Source organism: Pseudomonas sp. GL-RE-26, assembly GCF_019956275.1.
In the GTDB taxonomy this organism is placed as follows: Bacteria; Pseudomonadota; Gammaproteobacteria; order Pseudomonadales; family Pseudomonadaceae; genus Aquipseudomonas; species Aquipseudomonas grandcourensis.
The window spans coordinates 52744-69446 of the sequence record NZ_JAHBDI010000005.1; the positions used below are offsets into that span (position 1 = coordinate 52744).

At 60.2% G+C, this 16703-nt stretch carries 15 protein-coding genes and 1 pseudogene; 7 read left to right on the forward strand and 9 right to left on the reverse strand.

Annotation, left to right across the window (positions count from 1 at the left end):
* Positions 1 to 33: 33 nt before the first annotated feature.
* The 3 genes from KGB07_RS03720 (at position 34) to KGB07_RS03730 (ending at position 2935) form a co-directional block, all read left to right on the forward strand.
* Positions 34 to 1146, forward strand: a complete 1113-nt coding sequence (locus KGB07_RS03720; protein ID WP_223464593.1) for an SbmA/BacA-like family transporter — start codon at positions 34 to 36, stop codon at positions 1144 to 1146.
* A 41-nt stretch (positions 1147 to 1187) separates the two neighbouring features.
* Positions 1188 to 2330, forward strand: a complete 1143-nt coding sequence (locus tag KGB07_RS03725) for a cupin-like domain-containing protein (protein WP_223464594.1) — start codon at positions 1188 to 1190, stop codon at positions 2328 to 2330.
* Positions 2331 to 2662: 332 nt separating this feature from the next.
* Positions 2663 to 2935 (forward strand): DUF2790 domain-containing protein, encoded by a 273-nt coding sequence (locus KGB07_RS03730; RefSeq protein ID WP_223464595.1) that lies wholly within the window; start codon positions 2663 to 2665, stop codon positions 2933 to 2935.
* A 56-nt stretch (positions 2936 to 2991) separates the two neighbouring features.
* On the opposite strand, the gene KGB07_RS03735 is transcribed toward KGB07_RS03730, so the two are convergent.
* The 5 genes from KGB07_RS03735 to KGB07_RS03755 form a co-directional block, all read right to left on the reverse strand.
* The gene (locus tag KGB07_RS03735) at positions 2992 to 3924 is read right to left on the reverse strand and encodes a LysR family transcriptional regulator (protein ID WP_223464596.1); all 933 of its coding nucleotides are present in this window, start codon (positions 3922 to 3924) and stop codon (positions 2992 to 2994) included.
* 63 nt (positions 3925 to 3987) lie between these two features.
* On the reverse strand, positions 3988 to 4938 hold the full coding sequence (locus KGB07_RS03740; protein WP_223464599.1) for an aldo/keto reductase: 951 nt from the start codon (positions 4936 to 4938) through the stop codon (positions 3988 to 3990).
* Positions 4939 to 4961: 23 nt separating this feature from the next.
* The gene (locus KGB07_RS03745) at positions 4962 to 6440 is read right to left on the reverse strand and encodes an efflux transporter outer membrane subunit (RefSeq protein WP_046042447.1); all 1479 of its coding nucleotides are present in this window, start codon (positions 6438 to 6440) and stop codon (positions 4962 to 4964) included.
* A 19-nt stretch (positions 6441 to 6459) separates the two neighbouring features.
* The gene (locus tag KGB07_RS03750) at positions 6460 to 7956 is read right to left on the reverse strand and encodes a DHA2 family efflux MFS transporter permease subunit (RefSeq protein WP_223464601.1); all 1497 of its coding nucleotides are present in this window, start codon (positions 7954 to 7956) and stop codon (positions 6460 to 6462) included.
* Entirely contained in the window at positions 7956 to 9092 is a 1137-nt protein-coding gene (locus tag KGB07_RS03755) for an HlyD family secretion protein (protein ID WP_223464602.1), read from the reverse strand. Before KGB07_RS03755 ends, KGB07_RS03750 begins: the two co-directional genes overlap by 1 nt.
* A 260-nt stretch (positions 9093 to 9352) precedes the next feature.
* Between KGB07_RS03755 and KGB07_RS03760 the strand changes: the two genes are divergently transcribed.
* The gene (locus tag KGB07_RS03760; RefSeq protein ID WP_223464604.1) at positions 9353 to 9979 is read left to right on the forward strand and encodes a TetR/AcrR family transcriptional regulator; all 627 of its coding nucleotides are present in this window, start codon (positions 9353 to 9355) and stop codon (positions 9977 to 9979) included.
* A complete protein-coding gene (gene mug / locus KGB07_RS03765; RefSeq protein ID WP_046042451.1) occupies positions 9972 to 10493 on the forward strand; it encodes a G/U mismatch-specific DNA glycosylase in 522 nt (173 codons plus the stop codon). Before KGB07_RS03760 ends, mug begins: the two co-directional genes overlap by 8 nt.
* Before the next feature lie 152 nt (positions 10494 to 10645).
* Here the strand turns inward: mug and KGB07_RS03770 are convergent, their stop codons facing one another.
* Together KGB07_RS03770 and KGB07_RS03775 are read right to left on the reverse strand one after the other, a co-directional pair.
* Positions 10646 to 11728 (reverse strand): sterol desaturase family protein, encoded by a 1083-nt coding sequence (locus KGB07_RS03770; protein ID WP_223464606.1) that lies wholly within the window; start codon positions 11726 to 11728, stop codon positions 10646 to 10648.
* Between the two features lie 77 nt (positions 11729 to 11805).
* Complete coding sequence (locus KGB07_RS03775; RefSeq protein ID WP_223464608.1) at positions 11806 to 12468, reverse strand: VIT1/CCC1 transporter family protein; 663 nt, start codon at positions 12466 to 12468, stop codon at positions 11806 to 11808.
* 151 nt (positions 12469 to 12619) lie between these two features.
* On the opposite strand from KGB07_RS03775, the gene KGB07_RS03780 reads away from it, so the two are divergent.
* Positions 12620 to 12991 carry a DUF3302 domain-containing protein gene (locus KGB07_RS03780; RefSeq protein ID WP_223464610.1) on the forward strand — a complete coding sequence of 124 codons (372 nt, stop codon included), beginning with the start codon at positions 12620 to 12622 and terminating at the stop codon, positions 12989 to 12991.
* A 3-nt stretch (positions 12992 to 12994) separates the two neighbouring features.
* Positions 12995 to 13954 (forward strand): HlyD family secretion protein, encoded by a 960-nt coding sequence (locus tag KGB07_RS03785; protein ID WP_223464612.1) that lies wholly within the window; start codon positions 12995 to 12997, stop codon positions 13952 to 13954.
* A gap of 471 nt (positions 13955 to 14425) precedes the next feature.
* On the opposite strand, the gene KGB07_RS03790 is transcribed toward KGB07_RS03785, so the two are convergent.
* Both KGB07_RS03790 and KGB07_RS03795 read right to left on the reverse strand, forming a co-directional pair.
* A complete protein-coding gene (locus tag KGB07_RS03790; protein WP_223464685.1) occupies positions 14426 to 15904 on the reverse strand; it encodes an aldehyde dehydrogenase family protein in 1479 nt (492 codons plus the stop codon).
* 327 nt (positions 15905 to 16231) lie between these two features.
* A pseudogene (locus KGB07_RS03795) lies at positions 16232 to 16678 on the reverse strand (NTP transferase domain-containing protein); the annotation flags it as partial.
* Positions 16679 to 16703: the final 25 nt, after the last annotated feature.

Below are 16703 nucleotides of genomic sequence, written 5' to 3' on the forward strand. Positions count from 1 at the left end.
CATACAAATATCATACACTACCAAGGTACTCCAATGGACTGCAACCTCACAAGAAAGGACAATATTGTCCTCAGCAAAAACTCGTTCCTAAAAAACACATACACGGTGCTTTCATTATATTGGAAAAGCGAGGATAAAGTTTTTGCCTGGTGCGCGCTTATTGCCTTGGTAGTTCTCTCGCTGCTTGCCGTCGTGACCGCCTTGGCTATCAACGAATGGTACAAACATTTCTACAATGCAATTCAAGAATTTGATGCCCATAAATTTTACAGCTTAGTGGTAGTGTTCCTCGCTATCGTCTCGTTTTCGGTGGTGCGATCAGTACTGATTACCTACTTGGTGGATGTATTTGCGCTCAAATGGCGAAGGTGGTTGACAAACCATTACATCTCCGCCTGGATAGTCAACTCGACCAGGCCCGACCAGATTGAACAGTGTGTCGACAACCCAGACCAACGCATCGCCGAGGATATCAACAAATTCACCTTCGAAACCATAGACCTAGCCTGCGGCCTAATTTACACCTTGGCCAGCATCGTATCCTTCAGCGTGGTACTGATCGGCATCTCGGGCGACGCGTCGCTCTGGGGAATTACCGTCCCAGCTTATATGTTCTGGGCTGCTATCCTTTATGCGTTGTTGGGTACGTACATCAGCCAGAAAATCGGCTTTAAGTTGGTCTCCCTGAGTAACAACCAACAGCGATCAGAGGCCGATCTTCGGTACTTTCTCATCCGCTTTCGCGAGGGTTCCAAGGTGCACTCTACCGACACCAGGCGTAACTGCGAGAAAGAGAGTATCAGCGAAAAACTTGATATCAGCCTGGCCAATATGCGCCGTACCATTCGAGTAAAAATGCGGTTGTCGTTATTCACCGAAAGTTACAGTCAACTTTCGCTGGTATTCAGCAGCTTGTTGGCTGTCCCTCGTTTTTTTGCGGGCAGCATCATGTTCGGTGACGTCATGCAGATCAATTCGGCCTTTGGAAACCTTTGTGAAAACTTGAGTTGGTTTATCAACGCCTATCATCGCCTTGCAGATTGGAAGGCTACAACCGATCGACTGATCTCATTTGATGGTGCGCTGGCACGCTCGTCTGAAATTAACGAGGGTGCTGCCGCGCATCGAACTGCATTTGCAGACTAATTCAAATCTCGTCACCACACCTAAAAGCAAGGAGCTAAACTATGCATGTTCAATCCGCACTATCTGCGTTGTTCGCCAGTGCCAACTCTGTTGGTGTCGCAGGCACGTTTCAGTTCGTTTTTTCGGATCAGAAACGTTATTGGGTATGCGTGCCAACTTCCAACCTCCCACAGCTGGGAGTGCATCCTACGGCAGATGTGACAATTGAACTCAAGGAGTCCGTTTTTCTCACTATCGTACAAGGCCTTGCCAACATCGAAGAGCTCTTCGCTCAACGTCAATTGAAAATAACCGGAAACATCGGCCTGGCCACGCTACTCCCTTCACTTGTCAGCGACAGCCTGCATCCTGCTGCCGCCAAAATGGAGGTCGAGATGAATCGACGTTATCCAGCACTACCACGCTTTAGTGAACAGCTTTCGGCGAGCGTGAACCTGAATGGCAGTATTGATCGTCGGCCAAAAAACCAGGTTTCAATGAACGAGTTCAACGTTCGATACCGGGCCAGAGGCATCCCGCTGGTGTTCACCCAGGCCCTTGACGATTGGCCGTTGTTCAGCATGCCCAGAGATACCGCCCTTGAGCAGTTTGCCAACTTGCAGGGCATCACCCGTCACGGCGAGTATGCCCAAAAAGCCTTCTCGTCGGAGCGCGATTTTCGGACTACCGCGATATTGGATTTTGTTGCCACCATGGACGACGCTACCTGCCAGGTTTTCGCCGAGCCGCCAGCTTACATGGGTAATAATCTGGTTCCGAAACAACTGCTTCCACTCATCAGGTTCCCGGACTACTTCAAAAGGTCCTTGTACATTCCACCACGACTCTGGCTGGGTCCGAAGGGTACATTGACTCCCCTTCATCGGGATGACTCAGACAACCTTTTCGCTCAAGTCTGGGGAGAAAAGTCTATGTTGCTGGCTGCGCCTCACCACCGCATTGCATTGGGTAGTTGGTCGACTTCGCCTCACGGCGGTCTGGAAGGTTGCGACTTCGACCCATCAAATCCGAATTTTGAGGAGTTTCCGGCTGCAAAACAGGTGAACTTTCTTGCAGTGCATCTGAAACCTGGCGATTTGCTCTTTTTACCTGAAGGCTGGTTTCACCAGGTAAGGTCATTGACTTCGTCTCTCTCGATAAACTTCTGGGTAAATTCGGTGCGCGAGAAAACCGATGGCGATTGATTATTGCAATCGCTGGACACCATGAACATCAATTGTCCCAGTTATCGTCGACGGCCGATCTCATCGCCCTGAGCTCACCAAGGGTGCCGACTGCAATGGGATGGCTGAACTTAAGTGACGCTTGATAACCGTCGCCTTTCCCTCCCTGACATAACTGGCAATGTTGATTCATTAGCAATCCGGCAACAGTGTTTATCCCGCCGACCGATATTTGCGCCCCCGCCAAACGCCTACCATCGGTTCTACCCAAGTGAGTAAAGCCAAACAGGCGCTATCCACTCACTCGGGAGAAATCGTTCAAGGGATAACGCTCTGACCACGAGGTGAAGATCATGAAACTGCTGAAAATCGCACTCTTGCTTGCGCTTGGCACCGCCGGCACCCAGGCCTTTGCAGAAGACAGCCACTCGACTGCCGCCACCGGCCAAACACCCGTTGAAACCTACACATATGGCACCAGGCTGGATATCAAACGCGTCATCGATGTATCAGAAATAGCCAATGAATGCGGCCCCGTCCCGGCGCGCATGACCTACGAAGATTCCCAGGGACAACGCCGCACCATCGAATATCAGGTCATGGGCAGCGGATGCTCGAACGGTTGAGCACTGTACGGACGATGGAGGGTCGACACTCCATGCGTACAGCGCCAGCCACATCGCTACACAGATGCACCGACAATTTTTTCATCAGACGCCAGCAACCCCGGAATGGAATGCTTCAGGAATTCCACCCAGGTTTTTATTTTTGCATCCACGAACTTGCGTGACGGGTAGATCGCAAACAGGTTCAGTTCTTCAAGCCGATACCCCGGCAATACCCGCACCAAGGTCCCCGCCTTCAGGCCTTCAACGGCCGAAGCAATCGGTTGAATGCCGATCCCCATCCCGTTCTTGATCGCGAATGTCATGGCGTCAGCCGTGTTGACGTGAAAGGGCGACGCCGGTGTGCTGAACGTTTCTATCCCCTGGGGACCTTCGAATACCCAGTTCTCGACCGGCATGACCGTGTTGACGATTCGCAGGCAATCATGGCCGCCAAGATCACTCGGCGACTCGGGAGTCCCGCGCTTGCTCAGGTAGGCCGGCGAGGCGCAGAGAATGCTGTAGGTGATACCCAGCCGCTGGGCGACGAATCCGGAATCGGGCAGATCCCGTGCCAGCACAATCGACATGTCATAGCCTTCCTCGAGCAAATCCGGCAGGCGATTGGTCACGGTCAGGTCAAACAGAACCGAAGGATAGGTTTCTCGGTAGCGGGCAATGGCGCCGATCACGTAATGGTTGCCGATGGCCGACATGGCGTGAATTTTCAGCCGGCCTGCGGGCATGACCTGAGCGGTGCCCGCCTCTTCGTCGGCCTCGCGCATGTCCTGCAGGATCCGCTCGCAGCGCTGCAAATAGCGCACGCCGGCTTCGGTCAGAGCCAGGCGCCGGGTGGTGCGGTTGATCAGCCGCGTTTGCAGCCGGGCCTCCAGGCTGGAAACGGCTTTAGAAACGTTGGTCGTGGTGGTGTCCAACGCCGCGGCCGCCGCGGTGAAGCTGCCACTTTGGGCGACCGCCGTGAAACAGCGCATAGTCTGGAAAACATCCATCGTTTCACCTCAAGGGATCGGCAAACAGGACGGCCCCGTGACGGACCGCCCTGGCGTCAGCAACTACTGCTTGCGCGGGATGAATCCGGGGACACCGGTTTCAACCACCGAGTTGAAGCGTATACGGGTTGTGATGTCTTGTTGAATCTCCACCATGGCCCTGAGCGGCAAGGTCGAGATATCGATGTTTTCCCGGATATGGCTCGGCGTTGCCGAGGTGGTCAAGAACGCCACCCCACGTTGTACCGACCAGGCCAGCGCGACCTGGGCCGGGGTTTTCTGCACGTGCCGGGCGATGCCGGTAATCACCGGGTCCTGCAGCACATTCGGTTCCATGCCATGCCCCAGTGGCGCAAACGCCAGCACGATAATCCCGTGCTCCTTGCAGAACTCAAGCAACTCCCACTCCGGCAAATAAGGGTGGGCCTCGACCTGCACCACCGCAGGTTTTATCCGGGCGACGGCGACCAGCGCCTTCAGCGCCTCCAACGTGATATCGGACACACCGATGGACCTCGTCCGTCCCTCATCCACCAGCCGCTCAAGCGCCCGCCACGTCTCGATCAGCGTCACGCCGTCGTCGTAGATGACATTGCCTTGCTCGTCCCGCGGGTCCTGGTTGTCGCCGGGTTGAAAGGCAAACGGCGTGTGGATCAGGTAGCAGTCGATGTAGTCCACTTGCAGGCGCTGGCAACTGGCTTCGAACGCGGGCTCGACGCGCTCGGGACGGTGGTTGGTGTTCCACAGTTTGGTGGTGATGAACAGCTCCTCGCGCCGGACTTTGCCGGCCTCCTGCACTTCCTTCAATGCAACGCCCACCTGCGCTTCGTTGCGATAACGCTCGGCGCAATCGAAGTGGCGGAAACCGGCGGCCAGCGCCTCCTTCACCGCTTCAGTCGTGGTGGCGAGATCGCGGAACAACGTACCGAACCCAACCGCCGGCATCTCGACCGCCCCATGGTTGAGCAGGAATCCGGTATCGCGCAGTCCGTCGTGAAAGGCTTCATAAGTCATGTGATTACTCCAGGCCGCAGCCGTTATTGATACGAAGGTTTCTGCCCGTCGCCCGACGCCACGCGTTGCTCGAAGGCACCGACGGCGTTGCCGCCCAACGCAATGAACAGCTGCACGGTGTCGAGGTACTGCGCGGTATTCACGCGGATCTGTCCCAGCAGCGCCTGCTCGTAGGCACGCTCCGCTTCCAGGACCTGGAGGATGCTGTTCTCGCCTTGCGCAAAGGCTTGCTGGTTCAACTGCAAACTGGATTCGGCCGCGCGCAAGGCATCGGTTTGGGCCTGGTGTTCCTCGGCGTCATGGTTGATCGCCTGCAAGGTGTCGGCGACCTGCCCGAACGAGGTGATGACCGTTTGCTGATAACCGGCGAGCGTCGCCTTGTAACCGTCGACGGCAGCCTGTTGTTCAGCCTTGAGCGTGCCCCCATCGAAGATCGGCCCGGCCAACCCCGCAGCGAAACCCCAGAGTGCCGCGCCGCCATTGCCGGAAGCCGCCTGCGCCAGGGACGCCGACAGCGTGACGTGGGGATAGAGGTTCGCCGTCGCCACGCCCACCGCCGCGCTGGCCATGTGCAGTTGCGCCTCGGCTTGCAGCACATCCGGCCGGTCGTGGGCCATCTCCGAAGGCAGGGTCACCGGCATGTTCGACGGCAGTGCAAACTCGCTCAAGTCGAAGTCGGGAGCGACCCAGTCCGCCGGCCCCTTCCCCGTCAGGATCGACAGTGCGTGGCGTGCCGCATCGCGCTGTTGAGCGAGGGGTGGCAACAAGGTGCGGTCCTGGGCGAGACGGGTCTCGGCCAGTGATACATCGATCTGCGTGGTGGAGCCGTTGAGATGGGCCATGCGCACCAGTTCAAGGTTTTTCGCGTCATCGGCCAGCAGCTTTTCCACGGCCTGTATCTGCGCGTTGGCGGAGGCCACCAGCAAGGCCTGGCTGGCGACGTTGCCGGTCAGGGTCAGGTACGCCGCTTCGTAGCGGTGCCTTTGCAGGTCGGTAAACGCCTGCTGTTGTTCAACCAGCCGCTTGTTGCCGCCGAACACATCAAGGTCGAACCCCACCCGCGGTCCTATCGCGTAGAAATTGGCGATGGCGGGTTCCCTGGCGTTGTGCAGCCGTTGACGACCGGCCACCGCAGCGAAATCGACCTGCGGATACAGGACACCCTGCGCCGCCGCAACAGAAGAAGCGGCTTGCCGGATCGTCGCATCAGCGGCCACCAGATCCAGGTTGCCGTCGATGGCACGCCGCACCACGCGGTCGAGTTTCGGCGAACCAAAGGCCGACCACCAATCGCCATTGACCTTGTTGCCGAGGTCGATGCGGGGGTTGCCACCCTGGGCCAGACGCTGCTCGGCCTGTGGGTCATAGTGCTGCGACGCACTCGCCGCCGGTGCTTGATAGTCGGGGCCAACGGTGCAGGCAGTCAGGAAGGCAAGCAGCGACAACCCCGCGAACTTCGTTTGCAGCAGACAGCGGTTGAGGACCAGCGCATAAGCATTCATTAGGCAAACTCCACGAAAACTAATTGGCCGCAACGGGCTTGCGAAGAAACAACACCAGCGGGCTCACCACCAGCATCACCACCATCAGGATCTTGAACTGGTCGACCACGGCGATGAACGCGGCCTGGCCGGTGATCATTTCGTTGAGCCCGTCGAGCACCTGCAACGGCGCCGAGGTCAGCGAATGCGCAGCCGCGCGGTATGGCGTCAGGTTGCTGGCCAGCGCCATGTGCATGGCCTGGGTGTTGTTGAAGAAGAACAACTGCACGATCGCCACGCCCAGCGTGCTGCCGTAGACCCGGGCCAGGTTGAACAGGCCAGTGCCTTCGGGGCGCAGCGTGGGGTCGAGCGTACTGAACGCGACCTTGGTCACCGCCGGCATCAGGATGCCCAGGCCCGCGCCCTGGATCGCACCGGCGACGGCCACGGGCCACTCGTCCATCAGCGGCGAATAGCCGAGCATCAGCCAGTTGGCATAAACCACCACCGCCACGCCTGCCGCCACGAAGGGACGACGGTCGAAACGCTCGGGCAGCCGCCCCATCAACAGAAAAGCGCCAACCAGGCCCATGCCACGGGGAATCGTCAAGGCGCCGGTGGTGTCAGGCGGGTAGCCGAGAATCTCGTCCAGCATCGGCGACGTCAGGGCCATGGTCGACAACAGCACGAAACCGAGGGCGAAAAAGATCACCGTCGACAACACGAAGTTGCGGTCCTTGAACAGGCGTTTGTTGAGGAAATGCACCTTCGAGGTCAGCACATGCACCACGAACAGGTAGATCCCCAGCGCAGACGCCACGGTTTCCAGGCAGATCTCGGGCGAGGCGAACCAGTCCAGGCGCTCCCCTCGGTCGAGCAGCATTTGCAGGCTGATCATGCCGAGGGTGAAGGTGCCGAAACCGAAGAAATCGAACGCCGGCGGTTTCTCGGCCTTCTTCTCGGTCAGCAACAGCGCCGCCACCAGGAAGATAAACGCCGACAGTGGCACGCTGAGGTAAAACATCGGCCGCCAGCCAAAATGCTCGGCGATCCAGCCACCGATACTCGGGCCGCTGACGATGCCGAACAGCACGATGGCGGTCCAGCTCGCGCCGAACTTCGCACGCTTGTCCAGCGGCAAGGTTTCCATGGCAATCGCCATCGACAACGGTGCCAGCACGCCACTGGCGATGCCTTGAACAATGCGCGCGCCGACGAATTCCAGCGGCGTCGTCGCCGCCGTGGCGAGCAGCAAGCCAAGGACAAACAACGCCAGCGCCGCCTGATACACCCACTTCAAGCCAAAGCGCCCGGCCAGCCAATTCGCGAGCGGCATGCTGATCGCACTCGCGGCCAGGTACGAGGTGAAAATCCAGCCCGCCTGGTCGTCGCTCATCGACAGGCTGCCCTGAATCAACCTGAGCGCCGCGTTCGGCAACGGCAGGTTCGCCGACTGCATGTAGGTCGCCAGCAAGGCGGCGAACCTGAGCGAAGGCGCGCCCTCCTCACCGGGGCTTACCATCGATTGGCTATTCATCAGGAGTTACCTGCGCTCAGCAACGCCTTGAGCGGGTGCCACCAGGGGCTTTGAAAACGGGTGTCGATCCGTACCGTGGCGCTGGTCCCGGAGAACAGCGGCAGCGTCGGGTCCACTTCGTCGAGCTCAAGCCGTACCGGCACCCGTTGCGTCACCTTGACCCAGTTACCGGTGGCATTCTCCGGTGGCAACAGCGCGAAATCCGACCCGGCCCCCGGGCTCATGCTGGTGACGTGGGCCTTGAACACGCGATCCGGGTAGGTATCGATGCGAATGGTGGCTTCCTGGCCCGGGCGCATGTGGGTCACATCGGTCTCGCGGAAGTTGGCTTCGATCCAGATCTCGTGACCGGACAACAAGGCAAAGGCCGGCGCGCCGCTGTTCACATGGTTGCCCACCTGCAGATCGTCGACCTTGGCCACGATGCCATCTTGCGGCGCATACACCGTGGTGTACGAGAGGTACAACTGGGCCTCGTCGAGCTGCGCCCTGGCCTCGCGCACCGTCGGGTGACTGTCGGCATCGATGTCCGGATTACCGTTCAACGCAACTACGGTGCTGGCGATCTGTTGCTCGATGGAGGCGATCCGCTGCCGCGCCACTTTCACATCGGTATCGGCGCGTTCGTAGATGGACTTCGACACGAACGCCGAGGCGATCAGGGCCTTCTTGCGGGCAAAATCCTTTTGGTCGAAGTCAGCCGACTCTTTTGCCGATTGCAGTTCCGCCTGTTGCTGGCGATAGCTGGCCTTGAGCCCGTCGATACGCAGCCGCGCCACGCTCAGTTGTGCCTGCGCGCGGTCGACGGCGATCTGGAAGGGTTTCGGGTCGATCCGGAACAGCACCTGGCCCTTGCGGACCTGCTGATTGTCCTCGACGGCGATCTCTGCCACTTGCCCGGAGATCCGCGCATTGATCGATGCCTTCGCCACCCGGGCGTAAGCGTTATCGGTCGAAACATAAGCCTGCCCCGACACATGGTGGGCATAGCCCAGTGCCGCGAAGAGGATGGGAACACCCACCATCAGCCAGGGACGCAACCTCTGTTTCAATGGTTTGTTGATACGCGAGTCAGCCGGGTTTGGGCCAGGGTGCTCGAAGGTCTGTGAAGCCGGGATATCGAACGGTTTGGTCATGATCGAGTTCACCTTTAGCCGGGTAATCGGGCCGACGTCGGCAAGCATCGCCAGCGGCCCGCAGGTCAATAAATGCTGTAAGGAAGCAAGCCCGTGCGCGGCCGGGAGGATCGCTCCCGGCGCGTCGGTTTCGTCGCCGCAACACTCAGTTCGCGCTCGGCTACAACAAACCCTGGAACAAGGAATTTCTGATTCCTTAATTTTGTGCGATGGTGTAAGAATATCCCTCGACCCACCCTCCCACAAGGATTTTGTACGACATGGCACAAAATAAATCGACAGAGGGCAAAGGCCGTGGCCGCCCTCGAGCCTACGACCCGCAGACAGCGTTGCAGCAGGCACTCGGTGTGTTCTGGAACACCGGCTATTCCGGCGCGTCCCTGGACAGCATCGCCACCGCCGCCGGCATGAATCGCCCCAGCCTCTATGCGGCATTCGGTGACAAGCACGCGCTCTACATCAAAGCGCTGGAGCAATATTGGGAGTTTGCTGCGGCGTCCATGGGCGAGGCGCTGACGGACCTTGACCTGCCGTTGACCGAGGCCTTGCAGCGTTTCTACGAGGGGCAGTTATCGATTTACTTCTCGGGCGACGGCCAGCCCCGCGGTTGCTTCGCCATCGGCACGGCCACCACCGAGGCGGTCGAGGACCCGGAAATTCGCGAGGTGCTGTCCGACCGGTTGAGCCGGCTGGATGCCGATCTGGAAATCCGATTGCAAGCGGCGAAAGAGGCTGGCGAGTTGAAAGACAATGCAGACCCGGCTGCCCTGGCCGTGCTCGCCTCGTCTCTGCTGCACAGCATTTCGATACGTGCCCGGGCCGGTAAATCCCGAACCGAGCTGACGGAACTGGCACGCAATGCGATCAGAGTGATCTGCGGTGAGTGAAAAGCTCGAAGATATCCTCGCCGGGCAATTGGCCGTGATCTTCTGCGGCATCAACCCCGGCATGACGGCCGCCGCCCAGGGGCACCATTTTGCCGGGCGCGGCAATCGTTTCTGGCGCACGCTGCATCTCGCCGGGTTTACCCCGCAGCTTGTGCAACCGGAAAACGATCGGACGATCTTGCAGTACCACTGCGGGTTAACGGCGGTGGTGGAACGGCCGACGGCCAGTGCGGATCAGCTATCCTTGCACGAGTTCACCGCCGCCGCTGCCGACTTCGAACAGAAAATCGCACGCCATGCGCCGCGTTTCGTGGCGTTTCTGGGCAAGGCGGCGTATGCCGCGCTGTCCGGTCAGCGGGACATCGCCTGGGGCCTGCAAACCAAAACCTTCGGCCATGCCACGGTCTGGGTCCTGCCCAACCCCAGCGGGAGAAATCGTGGGTTCAGCCTCGAACAACTGGTCACGGCGTACCGTGAACTGCGCCTGGCCGTCGACGAACAGCGGCGGGTGTAATCACGTCGGCGGAATCGTCGCCAGCACACCGATCAGGATGGTCAACAGCAGAAAACCGCCGAGAAAAATCGTCATCTTGGCCATGGGGCCTCCCACACAATGAATTGGCGGTACAGGGGCAGCCTGCGCTGCCCGAACGGCGTACCGAAGACTTATTGTGGGCTGGCGGCTGTATCCGTTACAGAGGCAGATTGCGCTGAAAAATACGGATCAGATCCGCTTTCAGGCTGTGCTTTCGGGCGTTTCCCAGAGAGGAGTTTGCGCGCGATGTCCACAAACGGCGTGACGATCAACCCTTGCAGCGTCAGGTAACGCTCGTGATCCTGCTCACCCGTGCCAAATTGGATGGACTCGGGTGTGGACCGGGTGACGTACAGCGTGCCAAACATCCAGTCCCACAGTGACAGATTGATGCCGAAGTTCTTGTTGAAGTGTCGCGGCGCATCGCTGTGATGAATCTGGTGTTGCGCCGGGCTGCTCAGCACCCGCTCCAGCACCGGCCCGAAGGAAAACCAGACGTGGCTGTGACGCAGGTTGGCCGCCAGGGCATTGAAGATGAACACGATGTAGGTCACGCCAAACAAGGTATAGCGGCTGATCTCCCCGCCACAGGCGTACCAGAAGACACCGGCAAACGCGCCGACGCAGATGATGTCCGTGAGCTTTTCGACCACTTCTTCCAGAAAGTGCACGCGGCTGGCCGTTGCCGGCACCAGCACGGGCGCCGAATGATGGACCTTGTGGAAGGCCCACAGGTACCGCGAATGGAAAGCGCGATGGCCCCAGTAATGGCTGAAGTCCTTGACCAGAAATACACCCAGCCCATAAAGCAGGGTCAGCCCCAGGTGCTCCTCCACTTGCGTACGCGCGCCCCACAGGTTGGTGAAGAACGCGATGTAGTCCGCTGAACGCAAGACGTACGGATCCACCAGGCCGACGATGGGCAGCACCAGGGCAACCTTGAGGATGGCGAGTACGAAGTAGTAGCGGTAGTCGAGCAACGCCGAGCGATGCAGGTACACCCGACGGCCGCCGATGAACTGCCCGAACGAACGCGCGTCGGTCAGGCCCCGGGATTTTCGGTAGCGGAACAGGCAGTAGGCGACGCCGTAAGACATGCAGAGAAAGGCTAGACCGAGTCTGCCGTTGAAGTCGAAAATGCCCAGGAACTGCCGGGTGACCGGCTCGATCACCCATTGGGAAAAATAAAGATGGATAGCGGCAAGAACATCCATACCAGGCTGCCCGACGTAAATGGAAGGGCAATAGTAAATGAGAATGAGTCTTTAGTGTGTTGAATTATGCCCGGCTGTCAGCCGCCCAGCGCAATGATCGCAAGGATCAATACGGCCCCCGTGGCGGCCATGATCACCCCACCCTGCCATTGCGTGGCGCCGGCGTATCTGGCGAGCAGCCAGCCTGCGATGAACAGCACCACCAGCCCGATCAGGTTGGACAGGCGAATGGCGAGTGCCGTCTGATCAAGCAGTATGAACGGCACCACCAGCGGAAATGTCGAGCCCACGACCAACAGGAAAACACCGAGGGCGCCCCTGAAGTCGTTCCAGCCCAGGCCGGCCCTGATCGGCAAAGGGGGCTGCTCGATCAGCCGACGGCGCAACAACTCCAGGCCCTCGCTGCCGGCCGCCGTCGCGAACTGCAATGGCAACACCTGCGCAACGAGCGCCTGGCCGGCCGTGGCGTCCGAGCCATTGCGCAAGGCCATGTACAGCTTGATCCTGCGCGTGCGCTCGACCAGTGCACGCAACAGGTACATGACCGCATCGGCCAGTCCCCAGGCGAGATTGCAGCCGAGCGCGGCAATCATCATCGTGCGTTCCGCTGCCTGGTCCGCCGTGGCCACGCTGATGGTGCCGGTGAACGTCATGGCCATCAGCAGGCCGAAGATCACCTCGGTAATGCGCTCGACAGGGTCAAGTACAGGCGCCCTCTCGAATTGTCCATTGGTTGGCATGAATTCACCTCGTCGGGGAGTGCTTGCACGACATCGGTCGACGCTTCGGCCAGGCACCGGTTGCCCAAGCTGGAGATCCGCATCCCCGTCAAGTGTAGATTGAACGGCTACACTCATGCGCACACGTCACCTGCTTCAAGAGGAGTGGTTCATGCTTGATTACTTCGCCCTGGGCCTACTGGTTTTTGTCGGGCTTGTCCTGTTTTACGGGATCATTCTGCTCCACGACATCCCCTATGAAATTGCCGTCCACCGCAACCACCCTCACCAGGATGCGATCCACGCCACCGGCTGGGTCAGCCTGTTCACCCTGCACGCGCTGTGGCCGTTCCTGTGGATCTGGGCGATGGCCTATCGAGAGGACCGGGGCTGGGGTTTCAGTGACGGACACTCACCCAAAAGTCATGTGGTTCACCTCGAACAACAGGTCGCCGAACTGCAAGGCCGGATCGAGCGCCTGGAGGCAGTGACGGGGACGGCACAGAACCGGTTGCCAACGGACAATCTCGGCGAGGGCATTTGAGCCATGGATCTCTTACTCATTCTGACGTATGCCGCTCTGTGCGTAGCCATCTTCAAGATCTTCCGCATCCCCCTGAACAAATGGACGGTACCCACGGCGGTGCTGGGCGGGATCGTGATCATCGGCGCGCTGATTTTCACGATGAACTACAACCACCCCTACTCCGAGGTGGCGCGTTCCTATTTCGTATCGGTTCCAGTGATACCCGTGGTCAGCGGCCAGGTGATCGATGTACCGGTAAAGACCAACCAGCCCCTGGAAAAAGGCGATGTGCTGTTTCGCATCGACCCCGCGCCGTTCGAATACCGGCTCAAATCCCTCAAGGCACAGCTGATTGCCGCCCAGGCCGATCGCGCGCGGATCACCGAGCTGATCAAGCGTAATTTCGGCACCCAACGGGAACTGGACATTGTGGTCGCTCGCAGTGACGACCTGAAGGCGCAATTGGACAGCGCGCAGTACGAACTCGACAACACCACGGTCCGTGCGCCGAGCAAAGGCTTCGTCACCCACGTTTCGTTGCGTCCGGGCATGATGGCGACCAAGTTGCCGCTGCGCCCTTCGATGGTCTTCATTCCCGCGGAAGGGCATTACTTCTCGGCATGGATGCGTCAGAACAGTCTGTTGCGCCTGACCGAGGGCGACGAGGCCGAGGTCGCTTTCGATGGCATTCCAGGCAAGGTGTTCGAAGGCAGGGTCAAGACTGTCGTTTCGGTCATCGCCGAAGGCCAGATCCAACCGTCAGGCACCCTGATCGGCTTCACCGGCTCTCCACCGGCCGGCCGGGTCCCGGTGATCATTGAGATCACCGACCCCGACTATGCCCAGTATGCCGGCCAGATGCCGGGCGGCGCCTACGGCCAGGCGGCGTTGTACAGCCAGCATTTCCATCACATCGCGATGATGCGCAAAATCCTTCTGCGCATGGCCGCCTGGATGAACTACATCTTTCCGTTCCACTAACCGGGCAGCATCGGCAACTGGCTCAATCATTGGATTGGGTCGGTTGCCGGTTCGGCGAACCGGACTGATTTCGCAGACTGAGGGTCGGAGGAAAAAGGCCAGACAGCGGGTCGCACCATTGTGGTGCTGGAAGAATCGACAGGAAGGAGCGAGGCAGCGAGGGTCGGCGCTAAATAATCCAGTACAGCAGCAGGCAAGAAGCAATCCAGTGAGAGGCCTGGACCACCCCCCATGCCAGCAGGACACACATCAACAAGTAGCCCGCAAGGAACCTGAACATCGCGTCCCTTTCCATGCAACCCTCCCGGCTTTGCAGCCATACAGGGCGCTCAATGCCAACGCGCAACCATTACGACGTCCATCTCGCCCATATAGGCTTCGATTGCCAGAATGGTTTGCAGTTCCACAGGCGTACAATTCGGGAAAAATGACCTGCCCCCTGTCCGGAGGCAGACCGCTCTGGCGCTCACGTCACTTCAGATACCACCCCCAGGGATCGCCGTTGTAGCGGGTGATCTGCTTGGTTTCCAGGTAGCTGTTGTAGCCCCACTCACCCAGTTCGCGACCAATGCCGCTTTGCTTGTAGCCGCCCCAGGGTGCCTCGACGAAAGTCGGTTGCGAGCAGTTGACCCACACGATGCCCGCGCGAAAACCGCGAGCGACCCGTTCGCAGCGCGGGATATCCCGGGACATGACGGCCGCCGCCAACCCGAACGGCGAGTCATTGGCCAGACGGATCGCTTCGGCTTCCGTGTCGAAGGCGCGCAGGCACACCACCGGGCCGAAAATCTCCTCGCGCCACACGGCGCTGTCCTCGGGGACATCGGCGAAAATCGCCGGCGTCAGGTAATAACCCTTTTCCAGATGACCCGGCCGCACACCGCCCGAAACCAGCCGCGCGCCCTCTTGCTGACCGGCTGCAATCGCTGCCAGCACCTTGTCCAATTGCCCCTGGCTGACCAGCGGCCCGAGCTTCACCCCTTCCTCGAAGCCCTGGCCAATCTGAATCTGCTCGGTAGCGGCAATCAGGCGCTCCTGCAGCGCCGGGTACAACCCGCGTTCCACCAGCACCCGCGAAGTGGCTGAACAGACCTGGCCCTGGTTCCAGAAGATCCCGAACAGAATCCACTCCACCGCCGCCTCAATATCACTGTCGGCGAAGATCACGAAAGGCGATTTGCCACCCAGTTCCAGGCTGATGTTTTTGATCTCGCTGGCAGCGGCCTGCATGATCTTGCGTCCGGTCGGCACGCTGCCGGTGAAGGCGATCTTGTCGACCTGCGAGTGTTCGGCCAACGGCGCGCCCGCCTCGCGTCCCCAGCCTGTGACCACATTCAGCACCCCGGCCGGCAACCCGGCCTGGTCGGCGATGCCGGCCAGTTCGAGGGCGGTCAGCGGTGTCAGTTCGGAAGGCTTGAGCACCAGGGTGCAACCCGCCGCGAGTGCCGGGGCGACTTTCCACGCGGCCATCAGCATCGGGAAATTCCACGGGATGATCGCCGCGACCACATCCACCGGTTCCTTGATCACCGACGAGGTGAAGCGCGCATCCGGCAACTCGATCGACTGCTCATTGTGCTGGTCCGACTGCTCGGCAAGCCCCGCATAGAAGTCGAAGCACCCGGCGGTGTCGGCGATGTCCCACAACGCTTCCGGTAGCGGTTTACCGTTATCGCGCACTTCGATGGCCGCCAGTTCGTCCTGGCGAGCGCGGATGCCATCGGCGATGCTCCTCAGCACTTGCGCCCGTCGTGCGCCGGACCAGCGCGGCCAGTCTCCCTCGTCAAACGCCCTGCGCGCCGCCGCCACGGCCAGATCGATGTCCTCGGCGGTCGCCGAGGCAACCTGCGCCAGAACCGACTCGTCACTCGGATCGAGCGTGTCGAAAACACCGCGTTGAACCGGGGTGACCCACTCACCGCCGATGTACAACCGTTGATAGTCACCCATGGGACACTCCTTGATCCTGCGGTGCCGACGCTGCTGGTACAGCTGTTCGGCGACCTGCAATTGCTCGCGGTCATTGACCCCGAGCACGTCGATTTCATCCACCTCCACGGCCGTCACCGTCAGCCCCGCCTCGTTGGCCACCGCCACCGCGTCAGTGAGGTAGTACTCGCCCTGGGCGTTCCGGTTGCCGATACGTTCCAGCAACCACAGGCAGGTGTCGGCGCGCAGGCCCATGACGCCGCCGTTGCAGAAGTTGATGTCCAGTTCCTGCGGGCTGGCATCCCTGGCTTCGCGGATGGCCAGCAAACGCCCTTGCTCCACCAGCAGCCGCCCGTAAGGCCCGGGCTGTTGGGTGTGGAAACCCGCCACCGCCACCGCTGCGCCGTCTATCAGCGCCCGACGCAAACGGTTCAAGGTCTGCGGGGTGATCAACGGCGAATCGCCAAACAGCACCAACACACAACCCTGCTTGTGAGCCTCCAGTGCAGGCCGGGCCGCAAGCACTGCGTGGGCCGTGCCCAGTTGTTCGTGCTGGGTAAACACCTGCGCCGTCGGTGCCGCCTGTCGCAGGTACTCGGTCACCTGCCCGCCGCTGGCGCCCACCACCACCGCCCGTTGCTCGATGCCCGCCGCCGCCACCGCCGCCAGCACATGGCCGAGCAGCGGCTGGTTGCCCACCGGGTGCAAGACCTTGGGCAGCGGCGAACGCATGCGCGTGCCCTGCCCGGCCGCGAGAATCACCGCCAGGGTCGGCCAGCCAATGTTGTCGCTCATCGCGATCCTCCTGTGTGCATCCCGG